Origin of the sequence: Bifidobacterium sp. ESL0769 (assembly GCF_029395495.1) — a bacterium.
In the GTDB taxonomy this organism is placed as follows: domain Bacteria; phylum Actinomycetota; class Actinomycetes; order Actinomycetales; family Bifidobacteriaceae; genus Bifidobacterium.
Genome location: NZ_CP113918.1, coordinates 1,637,831 through 1,658,973 on the forward strand (window position 1 = coordinate 1,637,831; position 21,143 = coordinate 1,658,973).

General features: G+C 57.2%; 15 protein-coding genes. 4 read left to right on the forward strand and 11 right to left on the reverse strand.

Translation table 11 applies throughout. The features are described from left to right. Positions 1-130: 130 nt before the first annotated feature. The 5 genes from OZX72_RS06575 to mraZ all read right to left on the reverse strand — a co-directional run bounded on the left by OZX72_RS06575 (position 131) and on the right by mraZ (position 4,993). Entirely contained in the window at positions 131-1,018 is an 888-nt protein-coding gene (locus OZX72_RS06575; RefSeq protein WP_277157883.1) for a UDP-N-acetylmuramyl peptide synthase, read from the reverse strand. A gap of 163 nt (positions 1,019-1,181) precedes the next feature. Continuing rightward, positions 1,182-2,981 carry a penicillin-binding protein 2 gene (locus tag OZX72_RS06580; protein ID WP_277157885.1) on the reverse strand — a complete coding sequence of 600 codons (1,800 nt, stop codon included), beginning with the start codon at positions 2,979-2,981 and terminating at the stop codon, positions 1,182-1,184. Between the two features lies 1 nt (position 2,982). Beyond that, the gene (locus OZX72_RS06585; protein WP_277157886.1) at positions 2,983-3,429 is read right to left on the reverse strand and encodes a hypothetical protein; all 447 of its coding nucleotides are present in this window, start codon (positions 3,427-3,429) and stop codon (positions 2,983-2,985) included. Beyond that, positions 3,429-4,514, reverse strand: a complete 1,086-nt coding sequence (gene rsmH / locus OZX72_RS06590; protein ID WP_277157888.1) for a 16S rRNA (cytosine(1402)-N(4))-methyltransferase RsmH — start codon at positions 4,512-4,514, stop codon at positions 3,429-3,431. The genes OZX72_RS06585 and rsmH overlap by 1 nt, the downstream gene beginning before the upstream one ends. Next, positions 4,514-4,993, reverse strand: a complete 480-nt coding sequence (gene mraZ, locus OZX72_RS06595; RefSeq protein WP_277159394.1) for a division/cell wall cluster transcriptional repressor MraZ — start codon at positions 4,991-4,993, stop codon at positions 4,514-4,516. Before mraZ ends, rsmH begins: the two co-directional genes overlap by 1 nt. Before the next feature lie 560 nt (positions 4,994-5,553). Here mraZ and OZX72_RS06600 point away from each other — a divergent pair. After that, positions 5,554-7,896, forward strand: a complete 2,343-nt coding sequence (locus OZX72_RS06600) for an AAA family ATPase (protein ID WP_277157889.1) — start codon at positions 5,554-5,556, stop codon at positions 7,894-7,896. Positions 7,897-8,100: 204 nt separating this feature from the next. Here the strand turns inward: OZX72_RS06600 and nrdR are convergent, their stop codons facing one another. Further along, positions 8,101-8,562, reverse strand: a complete 462-nt coding sequence (nrdR, locus tag OZX72_RS06605) for a transcriptional regulator NrdR (RefSeq protein WP_277157890.1) — start codon at positions 8,560-8,562, stop codon at positions 8,101-8,103. 186 nt (positions 8,563-8,748) lie between these two features. Next, positions 8,749-9,081, reverse strand: coding sequence for a LysM peptidoglycan-binding domain-containing protein (locus OZX72_RS06610; protein WP_277157891.1), 333 nt, complete (start codon positions 9,079-9,081; stop codon positions 8,749-8,751). A 108-nt stretch (positions 9,082-9,189) separates the two neighbouring features. On the opposite strand from OZX72_RS06610, the gene lexA reads away from it, so the two are divergent. Then, positions 9,190-9,954: a transcriptional repressor LexA gene (lexA, locus tag OZX72_RS06615; protein ID WP_277157893.1), complete on the forward strand. Its 765-nt coding sequence runs from the start codon at positions 9,190-9,192 to the stop codon at positions 9,952-9,954. A 211-nt stretch (positions 9,955-10,165) separates the two neighbouring features. Here the strand turns inward: lexA and OZX72_RS06620 are convergent, their stop codons facing one another. The 4 genes from OZX72_RS06620 to hflX all read right to left on the reverse strand — a co-directional run bounded on the left by OZX72_RS06620 (position 10,166) and on the right by hflX (position 15,663). After that, the gene (locus tag OZX72_RS06620) at positions 10,166-11,134 is read right to left on the reverse strand and encodes a cation diffusion facilitator family transporter (protein ID WP_277157894.1); all 969 of its coding nucleotides are present in this window, start codon (positions 11,132-11,134) and stop codon (positions 10,166-10,168) included. 374 nt (positions 11,135-11,508) lie between these two features. Further along, positions 11,509-12,444 carry an AEC family transporter gene (locus OZX72_RS06625; protein WP_277157895.1) on the reverse strand — a complete coding sequence of 312 codons (936 nt, stop codon included), beginning with the start codon at positions 12,442-12,444 and terminating at the stop codon, positions 11,509-11,511. A gap of 374 nt (positions 12,445-12,818) precedes the next feature. After that, positions 12,819-13,778, reverse strand: a complete 960-nt coding sequence (locus tag OZX72_RS06630) for an L-lactate dehydrogenase (RefSeq protein WP_277157896.1) — start codon at positions 13,776-13,778, stop codon at positions 12,819-12,821. A gap of 448 nt (positions 13,779-14,226) precedes the next feature. After that, entirely contained in the window at positions 14,227-15,663 is a 1,437-nt protein-coding gene (gene hflX, locus OZX72_RS06635; protein ID WP_277159395.1) for a GTPase HflX, read from the reverse strand. Between the two features lie 206 nt (positions 15,664-15,869). Between hflX and OZX72_RS06640 the strand changes: the two genes are divergently transcribed. Next, positions 15,870-16,550 (forward strand): methyltransferase, encoded by a 681-nt coding sequence (locus OZX72_RS06640; protein WP_277157897.1) that lies wholly within the window; start codon positions 15,870-15,872, stop codon positions 16,548-16,550. Between the two features lie 202 nt (positions 16,551-16,752). Beyond that, positions 16,753-21,084: a DUF3418 domain-containing protein gene (locus OZX72_RS06645; protein WP_277157898.1), complete on the forward strand. Its 4,332-nt coding sequence runs from the start codon at positions 16,753-16,755 to the stop codon at positions 21,082-21,084. Positions 21,085-21,143: the final 59 nt, after the last annotated feature.

A 21,143-nucleotide genomic window follows, 5' to 3' on the forward strand; every position in this document is an offset into this window, starting at 1 on the left:
ATCCGAATCCCCGGTCCTCTTAACATTCAACGTATGCCACCTTTTTCGTCTACTTCAATGTTGTTTGCAACATAAAACAGCAATCAACTCATGCTCAACGTATCATCCGCGATGTCCTCGAGCAAAGCACTCATCGCAATTCCTTCGAGACGCGCAGGGCGTTGCGGATATTACTGCGACGCACCCCGGCGTCCAACGCCATCGCGATTGCCAACGAAAGCCTTCGCTGCCCCTGCAGACTGCCTGAAGCCGCGGTCTGGCCGACCAGCCAGCTGGATTCATCGGAACAGGTGACCAAGTGCTTGCGTTCGTCAATCGAGAACCCATAACGTTGCTTTACGGATTCGAGCATATCCGACGATTCCGCTTTGTCCAGGTTATCAATGGAACCCAATACATCGACGCTGACGCCTTCGAGCGCACCGGGACGCAAAGTCTCGCTGTCAGCGGAAATTACCATCGCCGCCGCCCCATCCTCGGAACAAACAGAAAGTGTGTGCTGAACGTCGAGGATTCCCAAAGGATAGGTCATTTGAAGCTCGCGTTCCAGCGAACTGGAACCTGCACGGCTCACGATGCCCACCGGGTTTCCAAGCATATGCAGGAAATCGGCCAGGCGCACGACGTCGGCTTGAATTTCCTCGTCATCATCGCCGCAGACGACGAATACCGCCATGGTATTGGCAGGCGTCCCGGCAATATCGGAAGCCAAAGCGCCCATCGTCCCCGGGTCGGGAGTCGCCAGCAAAGCCGGAACCCCTGCAGCTTGAGCAAGCGAGGAAAGAGACGGCGGCACCAACACCGCGTATGCACCACGCGCCACGGCCACGGAAAGCAACGAAGGATCGCCATCGGCCTTCAAAACGTAAAGAGCACCGGGGCGCACGGAATCCGGGGTGTCGGCAATCGAGGTGACCGTGACCCCGTCAGCGAACCTCGGCTCCAGATCGAAGCCGTAATGACTGGCGATATAACCCAAGGTCACACGTCGCGAAATCGCTTCGCTTACCACGCTCATGCTTCGACCTTTCCCGTCGGAAACGCTGGACACATCGGAAACGCTGGCAACGCTCGGAATGTTACGGACGCTACAAACGTTGGTAACGCTGCAAACGCCGGGCAACCGGCAACCGCCGATGCCCTGTCCTGCCTCATGCGATTGTCACCGCCTGCCTTCATCGTCACCATGTCACAGGAATAGCATTGTTACGCGGCTGCGAAGCGGGGACCTCGTACTTCTGCATAAGGAATTCACCGATTTGCCTGAACAACGCGCCAGCGGTGAGGCCGCCGTAGACACCTTGCGGATTGCGCATCACCACGGTGAGCACGAAGCGCGGGTTGTCGGCGGGAAGGATGCCCGAAAAATCGCTGACGATGCTGTCGAGCTTGCCGCTGGGGCCGGCCACCTGCGCGGTTCCGGACTTGCCGGCGACCCGGTAGCCTGCGACACCCGTCGTCTTCGCGTATTCCTCACCCGAAGACTCCATCGCGTTCATCAGCTGCGCGTTGACGTTGGCGTCCATGATGCGCGTGCCCTCGTCCATCGGCTGCTTGGTGACATGGCCATCGGCGTCGACCGTGGAATCGACGATGGATGGCTTGCGGTAGATGCCGCCGTCGCCGATGGTGGCAATGGCGTTGGTCAGCTGGATGACATTGGTGGTGTAGCCCTGGCCGAACAATATGGTGTCGCGGGTGCGCTTGTCCCATGCGTTGGGATTGGTCAACGTACCGCGCGATTCGCCGGGAAGGTTGAGGCCGGTGGGCTGGCCGATGCCGAATTTGGTAAGCATATCGTAGCGGTCCTGATCCTTGTAATCGTTGGAAGACATGACCATGCCGACGTTGGAGGATTGCTGAAGGATGCCCGCCAGCGTCCAGTTGGAGAGAGGATGCGGGGTGACATCGGTAAAGACCTGTCCGTTTTTATTGAGCCGATCGGGGACCTGGAAATGGTCGGTCATCTGGTGGATGCCATGCTGCATCAATCCGGACATCGAAAAGGTCTTGCCGATGGAACCGGGCTCAAAGGTTTCCGAGACTGCGCGGGAAACACTGAGTTTAGCCTGGTCGCTGCCGGCCTGAATTTCGTCGGAATCGTCGAGCGCAATGATCTGATGAGTACGTATATCTTCGATGCAGGCTATCGCCCAGTCTGCCTTGTATTGGGCCTTGCCCTCGGTCAGCACTTTCTTGAGGTACCAATCGACGTCCGAATCGATGGTCAGCTTGACATCGCTACCGTTGCGCGCAGCCTTGGAATCGGTCAACGTACCAGGAATTTCGACGCCGTTGTTGCCCTGCTGGTAAATCTTGTAGCCGTCGGCACCTGCGAGCGCCGTGTTCTGAACCTGCTCCATGCCCGAAACGCCGTCGGCTTTGTCGTTGACACCGCCGAGGAAGGCACCCATCAGCGTACCGTCGGAATAGACGCGGTTCTGCGAAAGCTCGCCATAGACGATGCCGCCGAGGCCGAGTTTGTCGAGCTTGCGTTTGGCTGCGGGTTCCACGTCCTTTTTCAAGACCACGTAGCGACCGGGACCGGCGAGTTTGCCCCCAAGCTCCATGGCATCCATGCCAAGTATCGGCGCTGCCATCCTGGCCACACGCGCGGCACCGACCACGCCGAGCGTCTTGCCACCCTGCTTCTTGGTCTGGGTGCAGTTGTCGGTGATCTGTGTGCTGCAGATCGGGTCGTATTCCTGCGCGGCCTTCGGGTCGCCGATGATAGTATAACGTTCCACGCTTTGGGCCAGAACGGCTCCATTGCTGTCAAGTATTTTGCCGCGCATGCCGTGGACCGGTACTTTGAGGGTGCGCCCCGCGGTGGCGGCCTCAGCCATTTCGCGGCCGTTGAGCAGCTGAAGATTGGCCAATTGGCCGAAGCAGACCACGAATACGAGCGCGAGCACCGTGGCAATCACGGCGCAACGCGACAGGAACTGCTTGCTTTTGGCTGTGCTGACGGGTGAACGCATATCACTGACCCTTATCCGTAGGTTGATACCCCTGAAGATCTATCGACAATGGGCCGGACTGCGGCACCATGCCCATCTTCTGGGCGCGGTCGGGAAGGCTTGCCTGCAGGCTGTCGAGCTGCGCCTGATCGTCTTCGACATCCTGATTGAGCTTATTGATGTTGGCTTGTACCTGCGCCTGCTCGAAGGAGTTCTGCACCATTTGGGTGCGCAACGCCAACGAACCAAGCAACGCGGCGAAAAGGAAAAGCACGGCGATGATGACATGGACCACCGAAACGGTTTTGATACGGCTGAAGATGCCGAAAGCCGCATTCTCGCTTTCCTTTTTCTCCTTGCCGCCGGCGACGACCTGAAGACGGGGACGGGACGATGCCGCACGAGTATCGTCTTCACGCCCGGCCGGAGCGACATGGGAACGAACCGATCGTGCTGTTGCGCTGCTCATCATCCCCTCCTTTTCTTCTGGTTGTCTTGATGGTTACGTATGTCATGCAAAAATTCGACACGCCCGTCGGGACTATGCCCGGAGTTCCCTTTGGCGTCTTGGACGAACCGGTTGCGCCAGCGCTCGGGAATCTCGCGGGCCAGCTCCACGCCGCGCAACCTGACGGGAGCCGAACGCGGGTTATGTTCGATTTCGGCTTCATCTGCCTTGATCGCGCCACGGGTCAGTTCCTTGAAGAACGGCTGTGCATCTGCAGGTATTACCGGCAGGTCGGCCGGTGCGTCGACGTTAAGGCCTTGGGCCATGAACGTCTTGACCGTGCGATCTTCCAGCGAATGGTAGGATTCGACGACCAATCTGCCGGAAAGGGCGAGCCGGTTGGCAATCTGCGGCAGCGTGCATTTGAGCTTGTCGAGTTCACCGTTGACTTCGATGCGCAGGGCCTGGAAAACGCGCTTGGCGGGGTTGCCTTTCCCACGATGGGATTTCGGCACGACGCGGTCGACCAAAACGTCCAGCTGGCGGGAGGTCTTGAGCGGTTCCTTCTCGCGTTCGCGGACGATGGCCCGGGCGATCGGCTTGGAGAAGCGCTCCTGACCGTACTCACGGAAAATCCGAACGAGTTCGGCCTCGCTGTATTCCGCAAGAATCTGCGCGGCATCAAAACCTTGGCTGGTATCCATACGCATGTCGAGCGGGGCATCATGGGAATAAGAGAACCCGCGGTCGGTCTCGTCGATCTGCAGGCTGGAAAGTCCCAAATCCATGAAGGCGGCATCGACGCGTTTCAATCCGAGGGTTTCAAGCACATCGTCAAATTCGTCAAACGCGGCGTGAACCGGGGTGAATCGGGCGTCGAGCCCCTCTTCCTTCATACGTTGCGTGGCCATGGAAAGCGCTTCCTCGTCGCGGTCGATGCCGATGAGACGAGCTTGCGGAGCGGCCTTCAAAAACGCCGTCGCGTGACCGGCCAGGCCGAGGGTGCAATCGACTACAACCGCACCGGGATGTTCAAGCGCAGGAGTGACCAACCGGACGCACTCATCCAAGAGAACCGGGGTATGAATATTCGTCAGATCCACCATCACCACTCCACCGCCGGCAACACATCATCGGCTATATCCGAATAGCCTTCCTCCTGAGCGGCGAGATAGGCATCCCAGGATTCCTTGTTCCAAATCTCGGCTCTGGTGCCCACGCCGATTACGACGATGTCGCTTCCCAGACCCGCGTAGCTGCGAAGGTTCTGCGGCACCAAAATGCGGCCCTGCTTGTCCGGTTCACCTTCAACGGCACCGGAAAGGAAGACACGCAAGTAGCTTCTGGTGGCCTTATTGCCCATCGAGGCACGTTGGATGCGAGCCGCTATACGCCGGAATTCGGTCTGCGGCAAGAGATACACGCACTTCTCCTGGCCACGTGCCATCACCATGCCCGCTCCGAGCTGGGTTCGCATCTTGGCCGGCAAGGCCATGCGTCCCTTCTGGTCGATTTTCGGGGTGTAGGTGCCCAGCAGCAACGGTTCCATTTGAGGCGAGGGCGCCGCCATGGCACTGTTATCCATTGCAGGAATTTGCGTCGACAGAGCGCCGGAATCGGGAAAATTGGAAGCTGTGCCGGGGTTCACAGAAGGGTTGGCAGAACCGGAGAAATCACGGAACGGTTCGCCGTCGATGGGGTTTGCATTGCGTCCCGCCATTCCGCCTCCCTCATTTCCGTATTTGTCAACATTTGTAATAAGTCTTACAACTAGTTCACCACTTTACCCCACTAATCACCATTCTTCCCCACAGAAACGCAAAAAACACAATTTTTCCTTTAAAAAGTTTTGTATTGCGACAATCGCCTCGATTTTATATATCCCGGATAACCCAATTCCAACATTTCGCGATACAAAAAACGCAACCGGCAGAACGCTTTCGTGATACCTGAGAATTGTCAGACTTCAGAATGAAGCATCTATCAAGACACTGTCTGGATAACGGAAATTTTCATCAATCGAAACGGCATTTTCCAAGAGCACAATCGAGCCCAAGGAAATAGAGAGCACGGTCTAAGATTATTAATTCGAGTTTTCAAGCAACAAACACAGTCGGAACCGCCCAGACAAAGGGGAACGTATACATGTCGAGCTACTCCTCGCAAATCGACGAAGAACAGCACGCGGTCGATCGCGCTTACGGACGGCTGGACTCTTTGCGCTCTCAGACCCGCTCACGACTCGATACGGTCCGCGCCGCGGGTGCCCACGGCTCCCCCACCATGCGCACCGAGCGCGATTCCTTCGCCACGATGTACGAGGACAGACTCACTCAGCTGCGTGGCGTCGAGGATCGACTGGTTTTCGGGCGTATCGACAGCGACAAGGGCGAAAAACGCTATATCGGACGCATGGGACTCTCGAGCGAAAACCACGAGCCCATTCTGACCGACTGGCGGGCTGAGGCCGCACGACCGTTCTACGAGGCGACGCCATCACATCACGGCGATATCGTCATGCGCCGGCACATTACATTGAATTTCCGCAAGGTGGTCGGCATCGAGGATGAGGTACTCGACGTCAATTCCGGGCAGGTGGGTGTCGCCCAGCAGGCTGGGACGCTGACCGGCGAAGGCGCACTGATCGCCTCACTCAACTCCAAACGCACCGGCAAGATGACCGACATTGTGGCCACCATCCAGGGCGAACAGGACCGTATCATCCGTGCCCCGATGGACCGCGCCATCGTAGTTCAGGGCGGCCCGGGAACGGGAAAGACCGCCGTCGCGCTGCATCGCGCAGCTTATCTGCTCTATACCCACCGTCGCAGGCTCGAGCGCTCCGGGGTGCTCGTGGTGGGGCCGAGCCCCGCTTTTCTGCGTTATATCAACCAGGTGCTGCCCTCGTTGGGCGAAACCGGCGTGGTCTCGCGCACCATCGGCGACCTCGTTCCGGGCTTCGCCGCCCAAAAGTTGGATTCACCACGTGCCGCGCAGCTCAAGGGAGAGGCGCGCATGGCACATGCCGTCGCCAACGCCATCGCCGCACGAGAACGTGTTCCGAAGCATCTGCCGACGGTGCGCATCAACGGCATGGACGTACCGATGCGCAAGGCTGACATAATACAGGCACTGGAAGATGCCAAGCGCACGCATTCCCCGCACAACAAGGCACGCGAGACCTTCGTACGCAGCGTCTTGAGCGCGATGCGCAACCGATACGTCGAAAATCTCGATTACACGCCGGAGCAGTCGGAGATCTCCGACGCGGCGATGCAGCTGAAAATGCACGACGAGATTCGCAAGACCCTGAACCTTTCATGGCTGCCGATGAACGCGCCTTGGCTCATCGACCAACTGTTCGCCAAGCCGGCGCAACTGCGTCGCTTCGCACCGTGGCTTTCAGATACCGATATCAGGGTGTTGACACGGCCGAAGGGTTCACCGCTTACCGTTTCCGACATCCCGCTGCTCGACGAGGCCATGGAGTTGCTCGGACCCGACCCGAAGGTTTCGGCCCGCGAAGCCGCCGCGAGGGCCAAGCGCGCCGAAGAGGAACAGTTCGCTAAGGACACGCTGGCACAGGCCGGCATCGGCTCCGGCATCGTCACTTCTTCTATGCTGGTCGACAACATCAACGGTTTGGACGCCGAAGCCGTGGCGCAAAAAGCCGGTGCCGATCGCGAATGGACTTACGGGCATATCGTCATCGACGAAGCGCAGGAACTCACCGCCATGGACTGGCGGATGCTCATGCGTCGCTGCCCGTCGCGTTCGTTCACCATTGTGGGCGACGTGGCGCAGACCTCGGCACTGGGAGGAACACGCCGCTGGGAGAAAACCATGGACCGCCTCTTCGGGGCCGAGGGTTGGGACCTGAAGGAACTGACGATCAACTATCGCAACCCTCAGGAGGTCTCGCAACTGGCCACCCGTTTCGCCGAAGACGAGGGGCTCTACGTTTCCACCACCAAAGGCGTGCGCACCATGGCCGATTCGGTCAAACGTGTAAATGTGAGCTGTGACAGTCAAGACGGTTCAGAGGCCGATCTTCTGCATACCATCGGTGACGAGGCGATGGACTTGGTTCAACAGTTCATTTCCGACGACGGGACGGGACGTGTCGCCGTCATCGCTCCCGATTCACTGAACACCAGGATTCGTCAGGATCTTTACCGCCGTTTGACGGACGTTAAAGGCGAAGAAATCGCTTCGAAACTGATGGGAATCGCCGGGCAGGGCGAGCCGGCGGATGCAGATTCCCGTTTCGCCGAATCGCTCAGCGACGCGCCGTTAAGCGTCTGCGATACACAAATGATCAAAGGTCTGGAATATGACGCGGTAATTCTTGTGGAGCCGAGCGAAATCGCACAGGATGCGCCGTCCCGCCTCTCCGGTGCGGCCGATCTCTATGTGGCTCTGACTCGTCCGACCCAGCGTCTGGTCATCGTCGAAACCCAAAACGACAAGCATCTATTGAACATTTAATAGCAAAAAGACATAATCGGAACCGCCGTGAATTCCAGTCGATCGTCATTGAACGAGTATTGGACTATCACGGCAAATTCTTGATGCTCTGGAAAGATGACTCGCCTTAATGAAAGTATGCAACGACAAAAGATGCTGAAATCATTTGATTTCTACATTTCAGATATTGGAGTATCAGAGAATCTCGTTACTTTTTGAAATGCTTTATTTGCCCGTAGCTTCCTTATCGCGCTTGAGATCATCAATGGCTTTCTGAAAATCGGCCAGACCATTGAAATTCTGATAGACGCTGGCAAAACGCAAGTAGGCCACTTCGTCAAGTTCACGCAACGGTTTCAAAATAGCCTTGCCGATATCTTCGGATTTGACCTGCGCCAAGCCTTGGCTGCGCAAATCCTCTTCGACCTGTTGCCCAAGTTGCTTCAGCGCATCTTCATCAATAGGCCTGCCCTGGCACGCCTTGCGCACTCCATTGACAACTTTCTGACGGTCGAACGGCTCCAAGCTGCCAGAACGCTTAGTGACCAGAAGCATCGTCGTTTCAACCGTGGTGAACCTACGGCCGCACTCAGGGCATTCGCGTCTGCGCCGGATGGAATGACCATCTTCACTGATACGCGTATCGACTACTTTAGTGTCATTATTCTGGCAAAAAGGACAATGCATACTGTCACCATATCTAGAGGGTGGGAGAATCGGTGTGTCTGCACTTCCACAAATTTCAATTCAATTGTCTATTTAATATTGTCATAAAGCCATATTCCTATTAGACGTATCGGCCTTATCTACCTACTTTAGACACGACTCGCCAATCTCGCGATTAGAAACAGGAAACGATAATCGCGCACGGATTCAGGACTCTTCCGGCACCACAATCCTCTGCCCCGGCTGCAGCTGAGCCGAATCCAGCTGGTTCAAATCCATGATTTCCTCGACCGTATCTCCGACGTTCTTGTTTTTCGGTGTAATCTGCTGGGCGTACGACCACAATGTATCGCCCGGACGAACCGTATAACTGACGACGTTGGCGTCATCCGTGGCGGAATTGGCGACATGCGGGGCGATGGCCTGCCAGCCGAAGAACACGACGAAAGCCAACACGATCGCCGCAACAACCCTGTTGCGCGCGATGCGACGACGATTAGCGGCACTGCGAGTCTTGGAATTACTAGCTTTTTCACTCATCTCTGCACTCCTTCGAACATCTGTACTAACGAACGTTTGTTCTATATTGACACACTTGTTCGAAAAAAGCAAGGCGGAATCGAACATCTGTTTGAAATTCTTGCGAAAATGGGTTATGCTGTAAGTCAAACGCCGAAAGGAACTATCGTGAGCACCCTCCCACCCATCCATAACCCGCATGGCAACTTCGCCCAGGCCACGCCGAATCAGCCATTGACGGATCGGCAGCGAAAAGTGTTGGATGCGGTGCGCAGCCATGTTTCCCGATATGGTTTCGCGCCGTCATTCCGCGAAATCGGTGAAGAGGCAGGCCTTAAGAGCCCGTCGTCGGTCAAACATCAGCTTGAGGTCCTTGAAGACAAGGGCTATATCAGAATGAACGCCAACAAGGGCCGTGCCATCGAGTTGGTGGAGAACGAGCCCAACATCACCAATGGCAATCACACCTCCACCGTGCTCCCGTTCAGCTCTGAAGATGAAACGGACGAAGCCATCGCCCAGTCGCACGATATTCCTCTGGTCGGCCGTATCGCCGCCGGCACACCCATCACCGCCGAACAGCATGTCGACGATGTGATGAGACTGCCGGAACGGCTTACCGGCAACGGCAATCTTTTCATGCTCGAAGTCCACGGCGATTCGATGATCGACGCCGCCATCTGCGACGGCGATTTCGTGGTGGTGCGCGAGCAGGAGACGGCGGAAAACGGCGATATCGTGGCTGCCCTGCTCGACGGCGAGGCCACGGTTAAGACCTTCCAGAAAGACCATGGCCATGTCTGGCTGATGCCACACAACCCGGCTTATTCCCCCATCGACGGCACCTACGCCAAGGTGATGGGCAAGGTCGTCACGGTACTGCGCAAAATCTGAGCCAATATTCTTCTCGAACTAAAATGCCGGTATCACAGTTAATCCGCATACCGGCATTTTGGAGTTTGTACAATCGCCCTTACCCTTCAAGATCATCGAACCCAAGCTCGGGCTAGACATGGGCTCCTACGTCAATGCCCTATGACAAGAACAAAAACTCTGACAAAAATAACTTGATTTGTCCAGCCTTACGCCCCGCATCAACGCCGAATCAGCGGTGAATCTTTTCGCTTTGCAACTGGCTGAAGCCTTGCGGCTCCAGTTGGAAAGTCGTGTGGGGAATCGAGACCGAGAAATGATCGGTCAGGCACGTGTGCAGCTGATGGAGGATGTCAGCACCTTGAGCCATCGTAAGGCCCGGCTCCACGACAACATGTGCGGTCAGAATCGGCATGCCGGTCGCAACGGTTGAAGCGTGGACGTCGTGGACGTCAACAACGTGATCGACGCTTTTCATGTGCTTGCGCACTTCGTCCAGATCCAAACCTTCCGGGGTTTCCTCCAGCAAAACCTTTACCGCATTTTTCATCAAAACGAACGCACGAGGGACAATAAGCAGCGCGATGACCGCACCGGCGACGGCATCGAAACCGTGCCAACCGGTGGTCATAATGACGACGGCCGAAACGACGACGGTGAACGAGCCGAGCGCGTCATTCATGGTTTCCAGGAAGGCGGCGCGCATGTTCATGTTGTCTTTGTGCTGACCGGAAAGCACGAGCACAGAAATCACGTTGAACACCAGGCCAAGAATGCCGAAACCAAGCAGCATGCCGACGCTCTGCACCTCGTCGCCGGAAACGCCGGCTAGGCGCAGGACCGCCTCGACCAGTGCGTAAATGCCGACGGCCATCAAGATCAGTGCGCCAAGCCCGGCAGTAATCGGCTCGAGACGGGCCCAGCCCCAGGTTCGTTCCTTATTCGGCCGGCGGCGCATCAACACGGCCGTAATCGTCGAAGCGGTGAGCACTGCGACATCGGTAAGCATGTGGGCGCAATCGACCAGAAGCGCCAGCGAGCCAGTGATGACGGCACCGATGACCTCAACGACGAAAATCGTCAGGGTCAGTCCAAGTGTCACTATGAGTCTGGTCTGGTGCCCCTTCGCCTTGCCCTGACTATCCGCGAGTTTCGCCCCTTTATCCGTCTGCTTGTCGGCCTCTTGCCCTCGCAAAGCCATATACCCTCTCCTGCCGTAAACTGATCGTCCGCGACAAAGCACAGAACTTGATATTCCCCAGCTTCATCGATTGACGCAAACGCACTTTTCATATGTCGAACACGTCTCGTTACTGGTGACACTATACGCGTCAAAACCTAAGCTTCAGTTGGGTTTTATGGCTCAGAGCCGAAGAACAAACAGGTCGCACAATATTGTGCATTTCGTATTGCTTTGACACTAAAACCGACAATCTTTTTCAATGTCAAACATCGAGCGACAATCGGCCAGAAGGCCGTCAACAATCAGTCGGAACCGACCGGCAAAACCATCGGCACAACGTCAACATCTCAATATTGAAATCTTTAAAACCAGTTGTATACCAACGATTCTCGTTATTGCAACAACAGCATCGCACAGCTCAACGTAATGAACGAAAGTACCGTGCTCAAGAACTGAGTCGAAGCCATTTCCGACTCGTGGATGCCATAATCGATGGCAAGATTCGTAGGCAGCGTGGCGGTGGGAATGGCCATGGTAATCACGACGATACGCGTCAGCTCGCTCGGCATACCGGTGGCGACCATCAGCACCCAAATAATAGCTGGATAGACGATGTTCTTCAAGCCGACGGTCAGCCAGACGTGAGGGTTGAAGGAAATCTTACGGGTCACCAGCACAATGCCGGTGGCGAACATGGCCACGCCACCCGCCGTCTTGCCGAGCACCGTGAAGGTCGGCTCGAGAACGCTGGGCATCGAGAAGCCACAGATCGAAAGGATAAAGCCGAGGAACGCCGCCAGCACCAGCGGCTTGGTGAGCCCTTTCACCAGGCGCTTGCCCACGGAAATCTTGGGTCCACCCTCTTTGTTGACGTCCGCGGCGAGCGCCTCGAAAACGAATGGGACCAGAATCACGTTGATAATCAGGCTGGCGATGCCGATGTCGATGGCACTGATGGTCTCGTCGAAGAAGAGCGGAAGCACTGCAGAACCGATGAACGGAATGGATGGATCGGCCACCGAAAGCGCGCGCAGGGAGGAAAGCCCGCTCTGGTTTTTGACGATCTTCCAATAGATGAAATAAAGCAGAAAATAGGAGACGAGCATGGCGCCGAGCATCCACAATGCCAACGGAATATCCTTGACGATCAACTTGCGTTTGGTGGCCCAGATACCACCGAAAACGTGCATCGGCAGCGCATAGTTCATCACGAATTTGATGAGACGGCTGCTGTCGGTGCTATCGAAATCGCCGCGTTTGGCGGCAAAAGCGCCGAGCAGCATGGTGACCAGTATCGGCAATAACGCAAATATGACAGTCTTCAGCATAAATTATTTCTCCATCTCGCCCACGCTCTCCCCTTTTTTGAGCGTCCATGCGAGCATCGTTAATCGCGACATTTCAGGCAGACGTTCTTTGCGTGAGTTATGGATACTATACACAACACATATTTTCCGGGCGTTTCACATCTCAATGAACGGACAACGGCCTTTGGGGTTTCGACCATTCGAAACGACGTATGCCGCTTCTAACTCGATAAAAGCAGAAGCGGCATACGCAATGAATATAGCCATATAGCAGCGGGTTGTCATTCCTTGCCAATCGATAACGACGGATTCAACTGTCAAAATCCGTAATTATCCGACTGAAATGACGAACGTCGAAAACGTCAGGTCCGAAAACAGCCACACTACAAAAGCAATCAGAAGCCGAACTTGGACACCGTTTCCTTCAACGTGTCGGCCGAACGGCGCAGTTGAGCGAGCTCATGATCGGAAAGCGGCGTGTTGATGTGGGAGTTGACGCCGGAGCGGTTGACCAGCGTAGGCACGGACATGCAGATGTCGGAGATACCGTGGAAGTCCTGCAAGAGTGAAGAGACCGGCAGCACACGGTTCGAATCGTTGAGGACCGCGTCGATGATGTCAACGCCGGACATGGCGATGGCAAAGTTCGTGGCGCCTTTGCCGTTGATGATGCGGTAGGCGGCGTTCTTGACTTCCTGGTGAATCTCCTCGCGCTTGGCGGCGTCGAGCGGCTCGTGGCCGGGCAGAGCCTTCCAGTCGCACATGGTGACCCCGCCGATGGTGGCGGAGGCCCACAGCGGCACTTCGGAATCACCGTGTTCGCCGGCGATGTAAGCGTGCACATTCTTGACGTTGACACCGGTCTGCTGACCGATGAGGAAACGCAGGCGGGCAGTGTCGAGGTTGGTGCCCGAGCCGAAAATCTGATTGGCCGGCAGGCCGGAGAGCTTCAGCATGACGTAGGTGACGATGTCGACCGGGTTGGTGATGAGCATATAGATGGCGTTCGGGGCGACCTTGATGACGCCGGGAACGATGGACTTCATCATGTTGACGGTCGCGTTGGCGAGGTCGAGCCTGGTCTGGCCCGGCTTCTGACGCGCGCCCGCGGTGATGACCACCATATCGGCATCGCGGCAGATCTCCACGTCGTCGCTGCCGGCGATGGAAACGGAGGGATAGAAGCTGGAGCCGTGCTGCATATCGAGGACTTCGGCCTCCACACGCTCCTTGTTGATGTCTTCGAGCACGATGTCGCGGGCGACGCCACGCTGGGCGGCGGCGAAGGCGAGCGTTGAGCCGACGGCACCGGCTCCGATGATGGCAAGCTTGGTCGGTTTAATCGAATTGGACATATGATTGAACCCTTTCAAAATAAGTGTTTCCAAGAGGCGCGATGACCGGCGGGTACGTTGCGTTCATTCGTTTGGACCTCTTTCACACAGTTATGCGAGCATGCCGAACGCCGCCGTATAGCAGCGCCATGCATCTCGTCATTGTGATTGCCGCAAACCTTGACCGGCACACCCCAACCGCGAATAATCGCAAGCTTCCGGTACCGACGGTTTCCGCCTTGCCGAAGTTCAATCAGCAACAAAACGGAATTTGTGGCTTACTTCATTTTAGCAGATGGCATACATAATTTGAAATTCGTCACAGTTGCGATTTTGTCTTATTTACAGGCATCTTTACAGGCCTTGAACACTGAAATTAAGCCTGAATCGCCTATTGCCGTCGCCTTCGCAAGCGTTGCTGTCACAAGACTTTTGTATTACTTTAAAGTCCGATGACAGACGCGAACACTCAATCAATTGCCTGATCCATCAACTGCGCGGCCAGACGCGAATCGACATCGGCCTGTAACGCGACCCCGTCAGCCCGGTAATTCTCCTTTTCCACCTTGCCGTATTCTCGGACGCGGGAAAGCAAGGAACCGGCCTCGTCGGTATACGGCAGCAGCGCTTCAACATGGACTTGCGGGACAGGCAAGGACTTTTCGACTGTTGCCCGCAGGTCGTCCAGCCCGCTTTCGTCGGCAGCTGAAACAATCAGCGCGTCCGGTCGGATGTTGTGCAGACGGTCGAGCGTGCCCTGGTCGACCTGATCGGCCTTGTTGAAGGCGAGGATACGCGGGATATCGGAGACGCCGTCAATGCCGGCGAGCACGTCGTTGACCGCCTCTATCTGGGCGAACGGATCGGTGGTGGAAGCATCAACGACATGAAGGATGACGTCGGCCTCACCGATTTCCTCAAGCGTAGACTTAAATGCTTCGACCAGCTGAGTGGGCAGACGGCGCACGAAACCGACCGTATCGACGTAGGCATAGAGACGTCCATCGGCGGCTTTGGCGCGACGAACCGCGGTATCAAGAGTGGCAAACAGCGCATTGCCAACCAGCTCGCCAGAATTGGTCAGGCGGTTGACCAGCGAGGATTTGCCGGCGTTGGTATAGCCGACCACGGCCACCGTGGGCAAGCCATAACGATGGCGTGAACCGCGCTTGACAGCACGTGCCGGAGCCATCGCGCGAATCTGTTTTTTGAGCCGTGCGATGCGGGTGCGGATGACGCGACGGTCCATTTCGATCTGCGTCTCGCCGGGGCCACGGGAGCCGATGCCGCCGTTGACGCCTGCGGCCTGGCCGCCGGCCTGACGGGACAGCGAACCGCCCCAACCACGAAGACGCGGGAGCATGTATTCCAGCTGCGCCAGCTCCACCTGCGCTTTGCCTTCGCGACTGGTGGCATGCTGGGCGAAGATGTCGAGGATGACGGCGGTGCGATCGACCACTTTGACCTTGGTGGCGTCCTCGAGTGCACGACGCTGGCTCGGCGCCAAATCGCCATCGACGATGATGGTATCGGCCTCGCATTGGGCGACTATTCCGGCGATCTCCTTGGCCTTGCCGCGACCGACGTAAGTAGCGGCATCAGGCTTCAGACGATGCTGCAAAACGCCGTCGCAGACCACGGCACCAGCGGTGTGTGCCAGAGCCGCCAGCTCACGAAGTGATTCCTCGGCCTGCTCGATGGTGGTGTCGACGTTCGACCACACCCCCACCAACACGACCCGTTCGAGGCGTACCTTGCGGTATTCGACATCCGTCTCGTCCTGCATCTCGCCCAGACCCGTGACGTGCTTAAGCTCGTTGCGCGACTCGCGCTCGCTCCACTCCTCGGCTCCCGGAGCGCGTCCATCGCTGCTCTCCTGCAGGATGTCAGACTTGCGCCCCAACACTTCGTCACGTTCGTCAAGCCCGTCCTGAACGTCTTTACGTCCGTCGTTTGCTGCCAATAAATCAACCTTTCGTCGGTCAACAGTCTTTCCAGAACCAAGCATATTCGGTGAGGTGAACTCGTTTCACTGTTCCGGTATGCCACTAATATTGGAAACCTATTATTGCGGCAAAACCAGAGACTAAAAATCAAAATATACGGGGAAAAATGAGCGAAATAGCAGGAAAACAACAAGATAAAGCGAGCACAGAACACCAACAGCACGCGGAACAATATTTTTCGGCGGAACCGTCTTCGCGCGACGTGCGGCGGAATTTGCACGTTTCGCTGCGCGGGCATGATGTAGACGTTGAGGTTTCCAACGGGGTATTTTCGGGGCATCGGCTCGATTTGGGTACTTCCGTGTTGCTGCGTCATGCGCCGGAGGCACCGGAAAATGGCACTTTTCTCGACATCGGCTGCGGCTGGGGGCCTATCGCGTTGGCGCTTGGAATGGAGTCGCCGGAGGCCGATATCTGGGCACTTGACGTCAATGAACGCGCGCTGGAACTGACGAAAGCCAACGCGGAAAAACTTGGGCTTGGCAAACCTATTCATGCGGTTAAGGCAGACGATATACCGCCAGATTTGACCTTTGACCTCATTTGGTCGAACCCGCCGATTCGCGTGGGCAAGGACGAGTTGCATGCGTTGCTTATGACTTGGCTTCCTCGGCTTAGTACAAACGGATACGCCTATTTGGTCGTGCAGAAAAATCTTGGCAGCGATTCACTGATTAAATGGTTATCGGCAGAGCTCGGCGACGATTTCTCCGTTACAAAATATGCCAGTTCCAAAGGTTACCGCGTTATTGAAGTACACCGTTTAAACGGTGAAACTGCAGAGTAGGAACGGAAAAGAGCCAAAAGCATAGAAACCATACCCGATAGCTGCGGTCGAGACAGAGTCAAACGTAAACACACAAGGATTTACGTATGACATTCGATACAGTTTTGGATCTCTCAGCAGCAGATAATTTACCGCATGGTTATCGAAAGATACCGGGTAATTCTCCCCTGTTCCCCGGTATGTGCGTACTATTAGAGAGCTTATGAAATACCATTATCCAACAGATTTGCCAGTCAGTGCCGCGCGCGACGAGATTCAGCGCGCCGTGCGGGATTCGCAGGTCGTCATCGTCTCCGGGCAGACAGGTTCGGGCAAGACCACCCAGATTCCGAAAATGCTGCTCGAAATGGGACGCGGCACACATGGCCATCAGATCGTGCACACTCAGCCACGCCGTCTGGCCGCACGCACCGTGGCCGAACGCATCTGCGACGAAATGGGAGTGAAACTCGGCGAGGAAATCGGCTATCAGGTCCGCTTCACCGACGAAAGCTCGCCAAAAACCCGTCTGCGCATTGTCACCGATGGTATCCTCCTCGCCCAGATTCAGCACGACCCGAGCCTTTCACGCTACGACACCATCATCATCGACGAGGCGCATGAGCGCAGCCTCAACATCGATTTTCTGCTCGGTTACTTGACAGCATTGCTTCCGAAGCGCCGTGATCTGAAGCTCATCATCACCTCGGCCACCATCGACTCAGTGAAGTTCAAGGAGCATTTCGAGGACGCGCTGCATACGAAGGTTCCCGTCATCGAAGTCTCCGGGCGCACGTACCCGGTGCAGATTGTCTACGAGCCGCTGGGCGGTATGCCCGCGTTGATGCGACACGTACCGGGGTTTGCCGACGGCTCGCTGCCGGATGAAAACGGTGAGATTCCGGGAGTCGACACCGGCAACGGTTCCGGAGGCAACACCGGCAGTGAAGACATGCCCCGCGCCGTGGCACGTGCCTGCGCCGAACTGGTCATCCACTCCTCGCACGACCGCGGGCCGCGTGATATTCTGGTCTTTGCCTCCGGCGAGCGCGACATTCATGAGTATGAGGATGCCGTCCGCCATCATTTCGGTCCACGTACAGCCGATATGCGTCGGCCGGACGCGCTGGAAATCGTACCGCTTTATGCCCGTCTCTCCTCCAAAGAGCAGCATCGCGTCTTCGAACGCCATTCCCACCAGCGCATCGTCATTGCGACCAACGTGGCCGAGACGTCGCTGACTGTGCCCGGTATCCGTTACGTGGTCGACCCCGGCGAGGCACGAATCTCGCGCTATTCCAAGTCCGCCAAAGTGCAACGCCTGCCGATCGAGGCTATCAGCCAAGCCAGCGCCGACCAGCGCAGCGGCCGTTGCGGGCGTATCGCCGACGGCATTGCCATCCGCCTCTATTCCAAGGACGATTACGAATCCCGTCCACGCTTCACCGAACCGGAGATTCTGCGAACTTCACTCGGTGCTGTTGTATTACACATGCTTTCAGTGGGAGTGGCCCGCACAGCCAACGATGTGACTCACTTCGGCTTCATCGACCCGCCCGACACCCGTTCCGTCTCCGACGGCTTCAACGAACTGACCGAGCTCAAGGCCATCGCACGCAAGCACGGCGAGGTGCGCCTGACCCACACCGGCCGTCAGCTTTCGCGCATCCCGATTGACATCCGCCTTGGCCGTATGATTCTCGAAGCCGCGCAAAAAGCCACGCCTAACACACTGGCGGCGGTACTGGTCATTGTCGCCTTCCTCAGCCTGCAAGATCCGCGCGAACGGCCCGACGAAATCCGCGCTGAAGCCGACCGCGTGCATAACCGTTACGCCGACGAGACCAGCGATTTCCTGACGGCGCTCAACATGTGGGACCATATTTTCGGCCCTGACGAAGGCAATGATGGCAATCATACCGGCAATGCCAAGCTACGCAAGATCTGCAAGTCCGAATACTTCAGTTTCATACGCCTGCGGCAATGGCGAGACCTCGTCACCCAGCTGCGACAGATGTGCCGGCAGATGCATTTCAAGGTGGGTAAGCCCGCACCGATCTCGCGTCCCGCCCCAGAAATTCTCATGCTGCCGGTCAACCAGCAGGCGGCTCATGCGCTGTGCTGCTCGTGGGATGCGCAGGGCATCCACTCCTCCATGCTCGCCGGCCTGCTTTCGATGATGGGCATGCAGGTGGTACGCGAGCCCAAGGCTTCGGACTTCTCAGGGCTCAAGGGGGCTGCCAAGGCACGCGCGATAAAACGTGCAGCCAAGCAGTCGAAGAACGAGTATCAGGGGGCGCGCGGAACCCGTTTCGCGCTCTTCCCCGCCTCCTCGGTGGCCAAATCGACCCCACCGTGGGTGATGTCGACCGACCTGACCGAAACCTCCCGCCTCTGGGCTCGTTATTCCGCCGCCATCGACCCGGCCTGGGCCGAACCGCTGGCCGGGAGTCTCACCCGCGTCACCTACGCCGAGCCGCATTGGTCGGGTTCGCGCGGCAGTGCCATCGCCAGTTCGAAGGTGCTGCTCTACGGTCTGCCGATCGTGCAGGACCGACCGGTACAATGGGGTCGTATCAACCCTCCCGAAGCCCGCGATTTTTTGATTCGACAGGGTCTGGTCGAAGGCGATATCCAGCAGCGCTTCTCCTACGATGATTTCGTCGAGGCCAACCGCGACATTCTGCAGGATGCGGTGGATGACACCAACCGCACCCGCCAGATATCCGATTCAGTGAGCGACGAGGATCTTTTCGACTTCTACAATGCTGTCATTCCTCAAGACGTGACCAGCGTGGCCGACCTCGGCAAGTGGGTCAAGTCCATTCATGGCATACAGCCGCATCTGCTTGACTTCGACCCGGACAAGGTCGAACGCCTGCAATCGCACGAATCCGTGGACCTGCGTGACTACCCCGACCAGTGGCATACGCTCGGAACCGACGGCACCCCCATCGATTTGCACCTGAGCTATATCTACAACCCCAGTGATCCAGGCGACGGCGTGACCGTGCATGTCCCCATCAAGGCCTTGTCCCGCCTGACACCTGAGCAGTTCACATGGAATGTGCCAGGACTTCTGGACGAGCTCATTCTGGGCTATATCAAGTCGCTGCCGAAGTCGCTGCGCGTACAGTTTGTGCCGGCTCCCGACACGGCCCGCACGATTCGTGCCGCCATCGACGAACGCTACTCCAACCTGCCCGGCTCGGGTTCCGAAGGCAAGCCGAACCTGCCCCCAGTCGACGAGGCGACCGGCACCACCCGCTGGCCCGATTTCGCGCACGCCTTCACCTATGCCGCTATCACCAGTGTCAACGCCACCATCCACCCCGAGGACTTCAACAGCGACCAGCTCGGCAAACTCTCACCATATCTACGTGTCACGTTCAGCGTCGAGGAACCATTGCCACCGGCGCCTGGCAAGGGCCGTCATGGCAACAAACGTAACGGCAAAGGTAACAGCAACCACGTTGAGGCCGCCAATACCAACAACGCAACGAAACCCTACAATAAGTACGCAAACGGTTCCGGCTCGAATCAGGCCAAGGATAACGCCAACTCCAACGCACAATCGGGGCAGGATAATCGAAACAGTTCCGGTAACACCAATCCGACCATCATCGACGACGCGACCTTCCGGGCCCAGCGGCACGGCAAGGCACAACGTTATCGGGTGCTCGGCACGGGCAAATCGCTTGTCGAACTTCAACGCAAGTTTGCCCGCCAAGCGCAGGCCAGCGCCCGCAAAACCGTAGAACGTCAGGCCAGCAAGGCCAAGTCGCAGGGCAAGGTGGTCGCTCAGGCGAACCTTCTGAACAAAGCCGGCGCCACCACGGTCTCCCGTGCTGAGATGCTCTGGCAAGCCGCCTACGAGAAACTGAAACTACCCGAAGACCGCATCTCCTCGCGTTGGCTCGGCAGCGAGGCACTGATGCTCGCTAGCGCACCATACAAATCCACGAAGCTCTTGGTCGACGACCTCGAGCTGGCGGCGGTCAAGCGTCTGCTCCCCCATATCGACAAGCTCGCTGACGACACCGCGTTGGCAGAAGCCGTAAGCGGGGTATCCGAAACTTTCGAAGACACGGTCTATGCAGTGGCACACGACGTCATCGCCATCCTCAAGCGCTACGCCGCCGTCGACTCGGCGGTGGGTGGCAAGGCGGACCTAACGATGCTGGCCGTGCTGCAATCGGTGCGCGAGCACATCGCCACGCTCGTCTACCCGGGCTTTATCGGCAAGACCCCGCCGCAAGCGCTGCCCAACATCGAACGTTACCTGCACGCCGACCTGATGCGCCTGGAAAAGGCCAAAGCCGACAAGAACCGTGACGTCCGCTGGGCCTGGGAGGCCGACGAAGCCAAAGACCTGGTCACGCGAGCCCAAGAAAAGCTCAAAGCCGAACCCGCCGGCCCTCGCCGCGAAGCCTTCGGCAAGCAGGTTCAGCAGGCCCGCTGGATGCTCGAAGAGTTCTACGTCTCGTTGTGGGCGCAGGAGCTGGGCACGAAGTTCCCCGCCAGTCTCAAGCGCATCCACAAACTGCTGGGGTGACTTTGGCATAATCGTGCCGGCAACTTCGGCAACCTTGACTTTTCTATAGGGAAACTCTC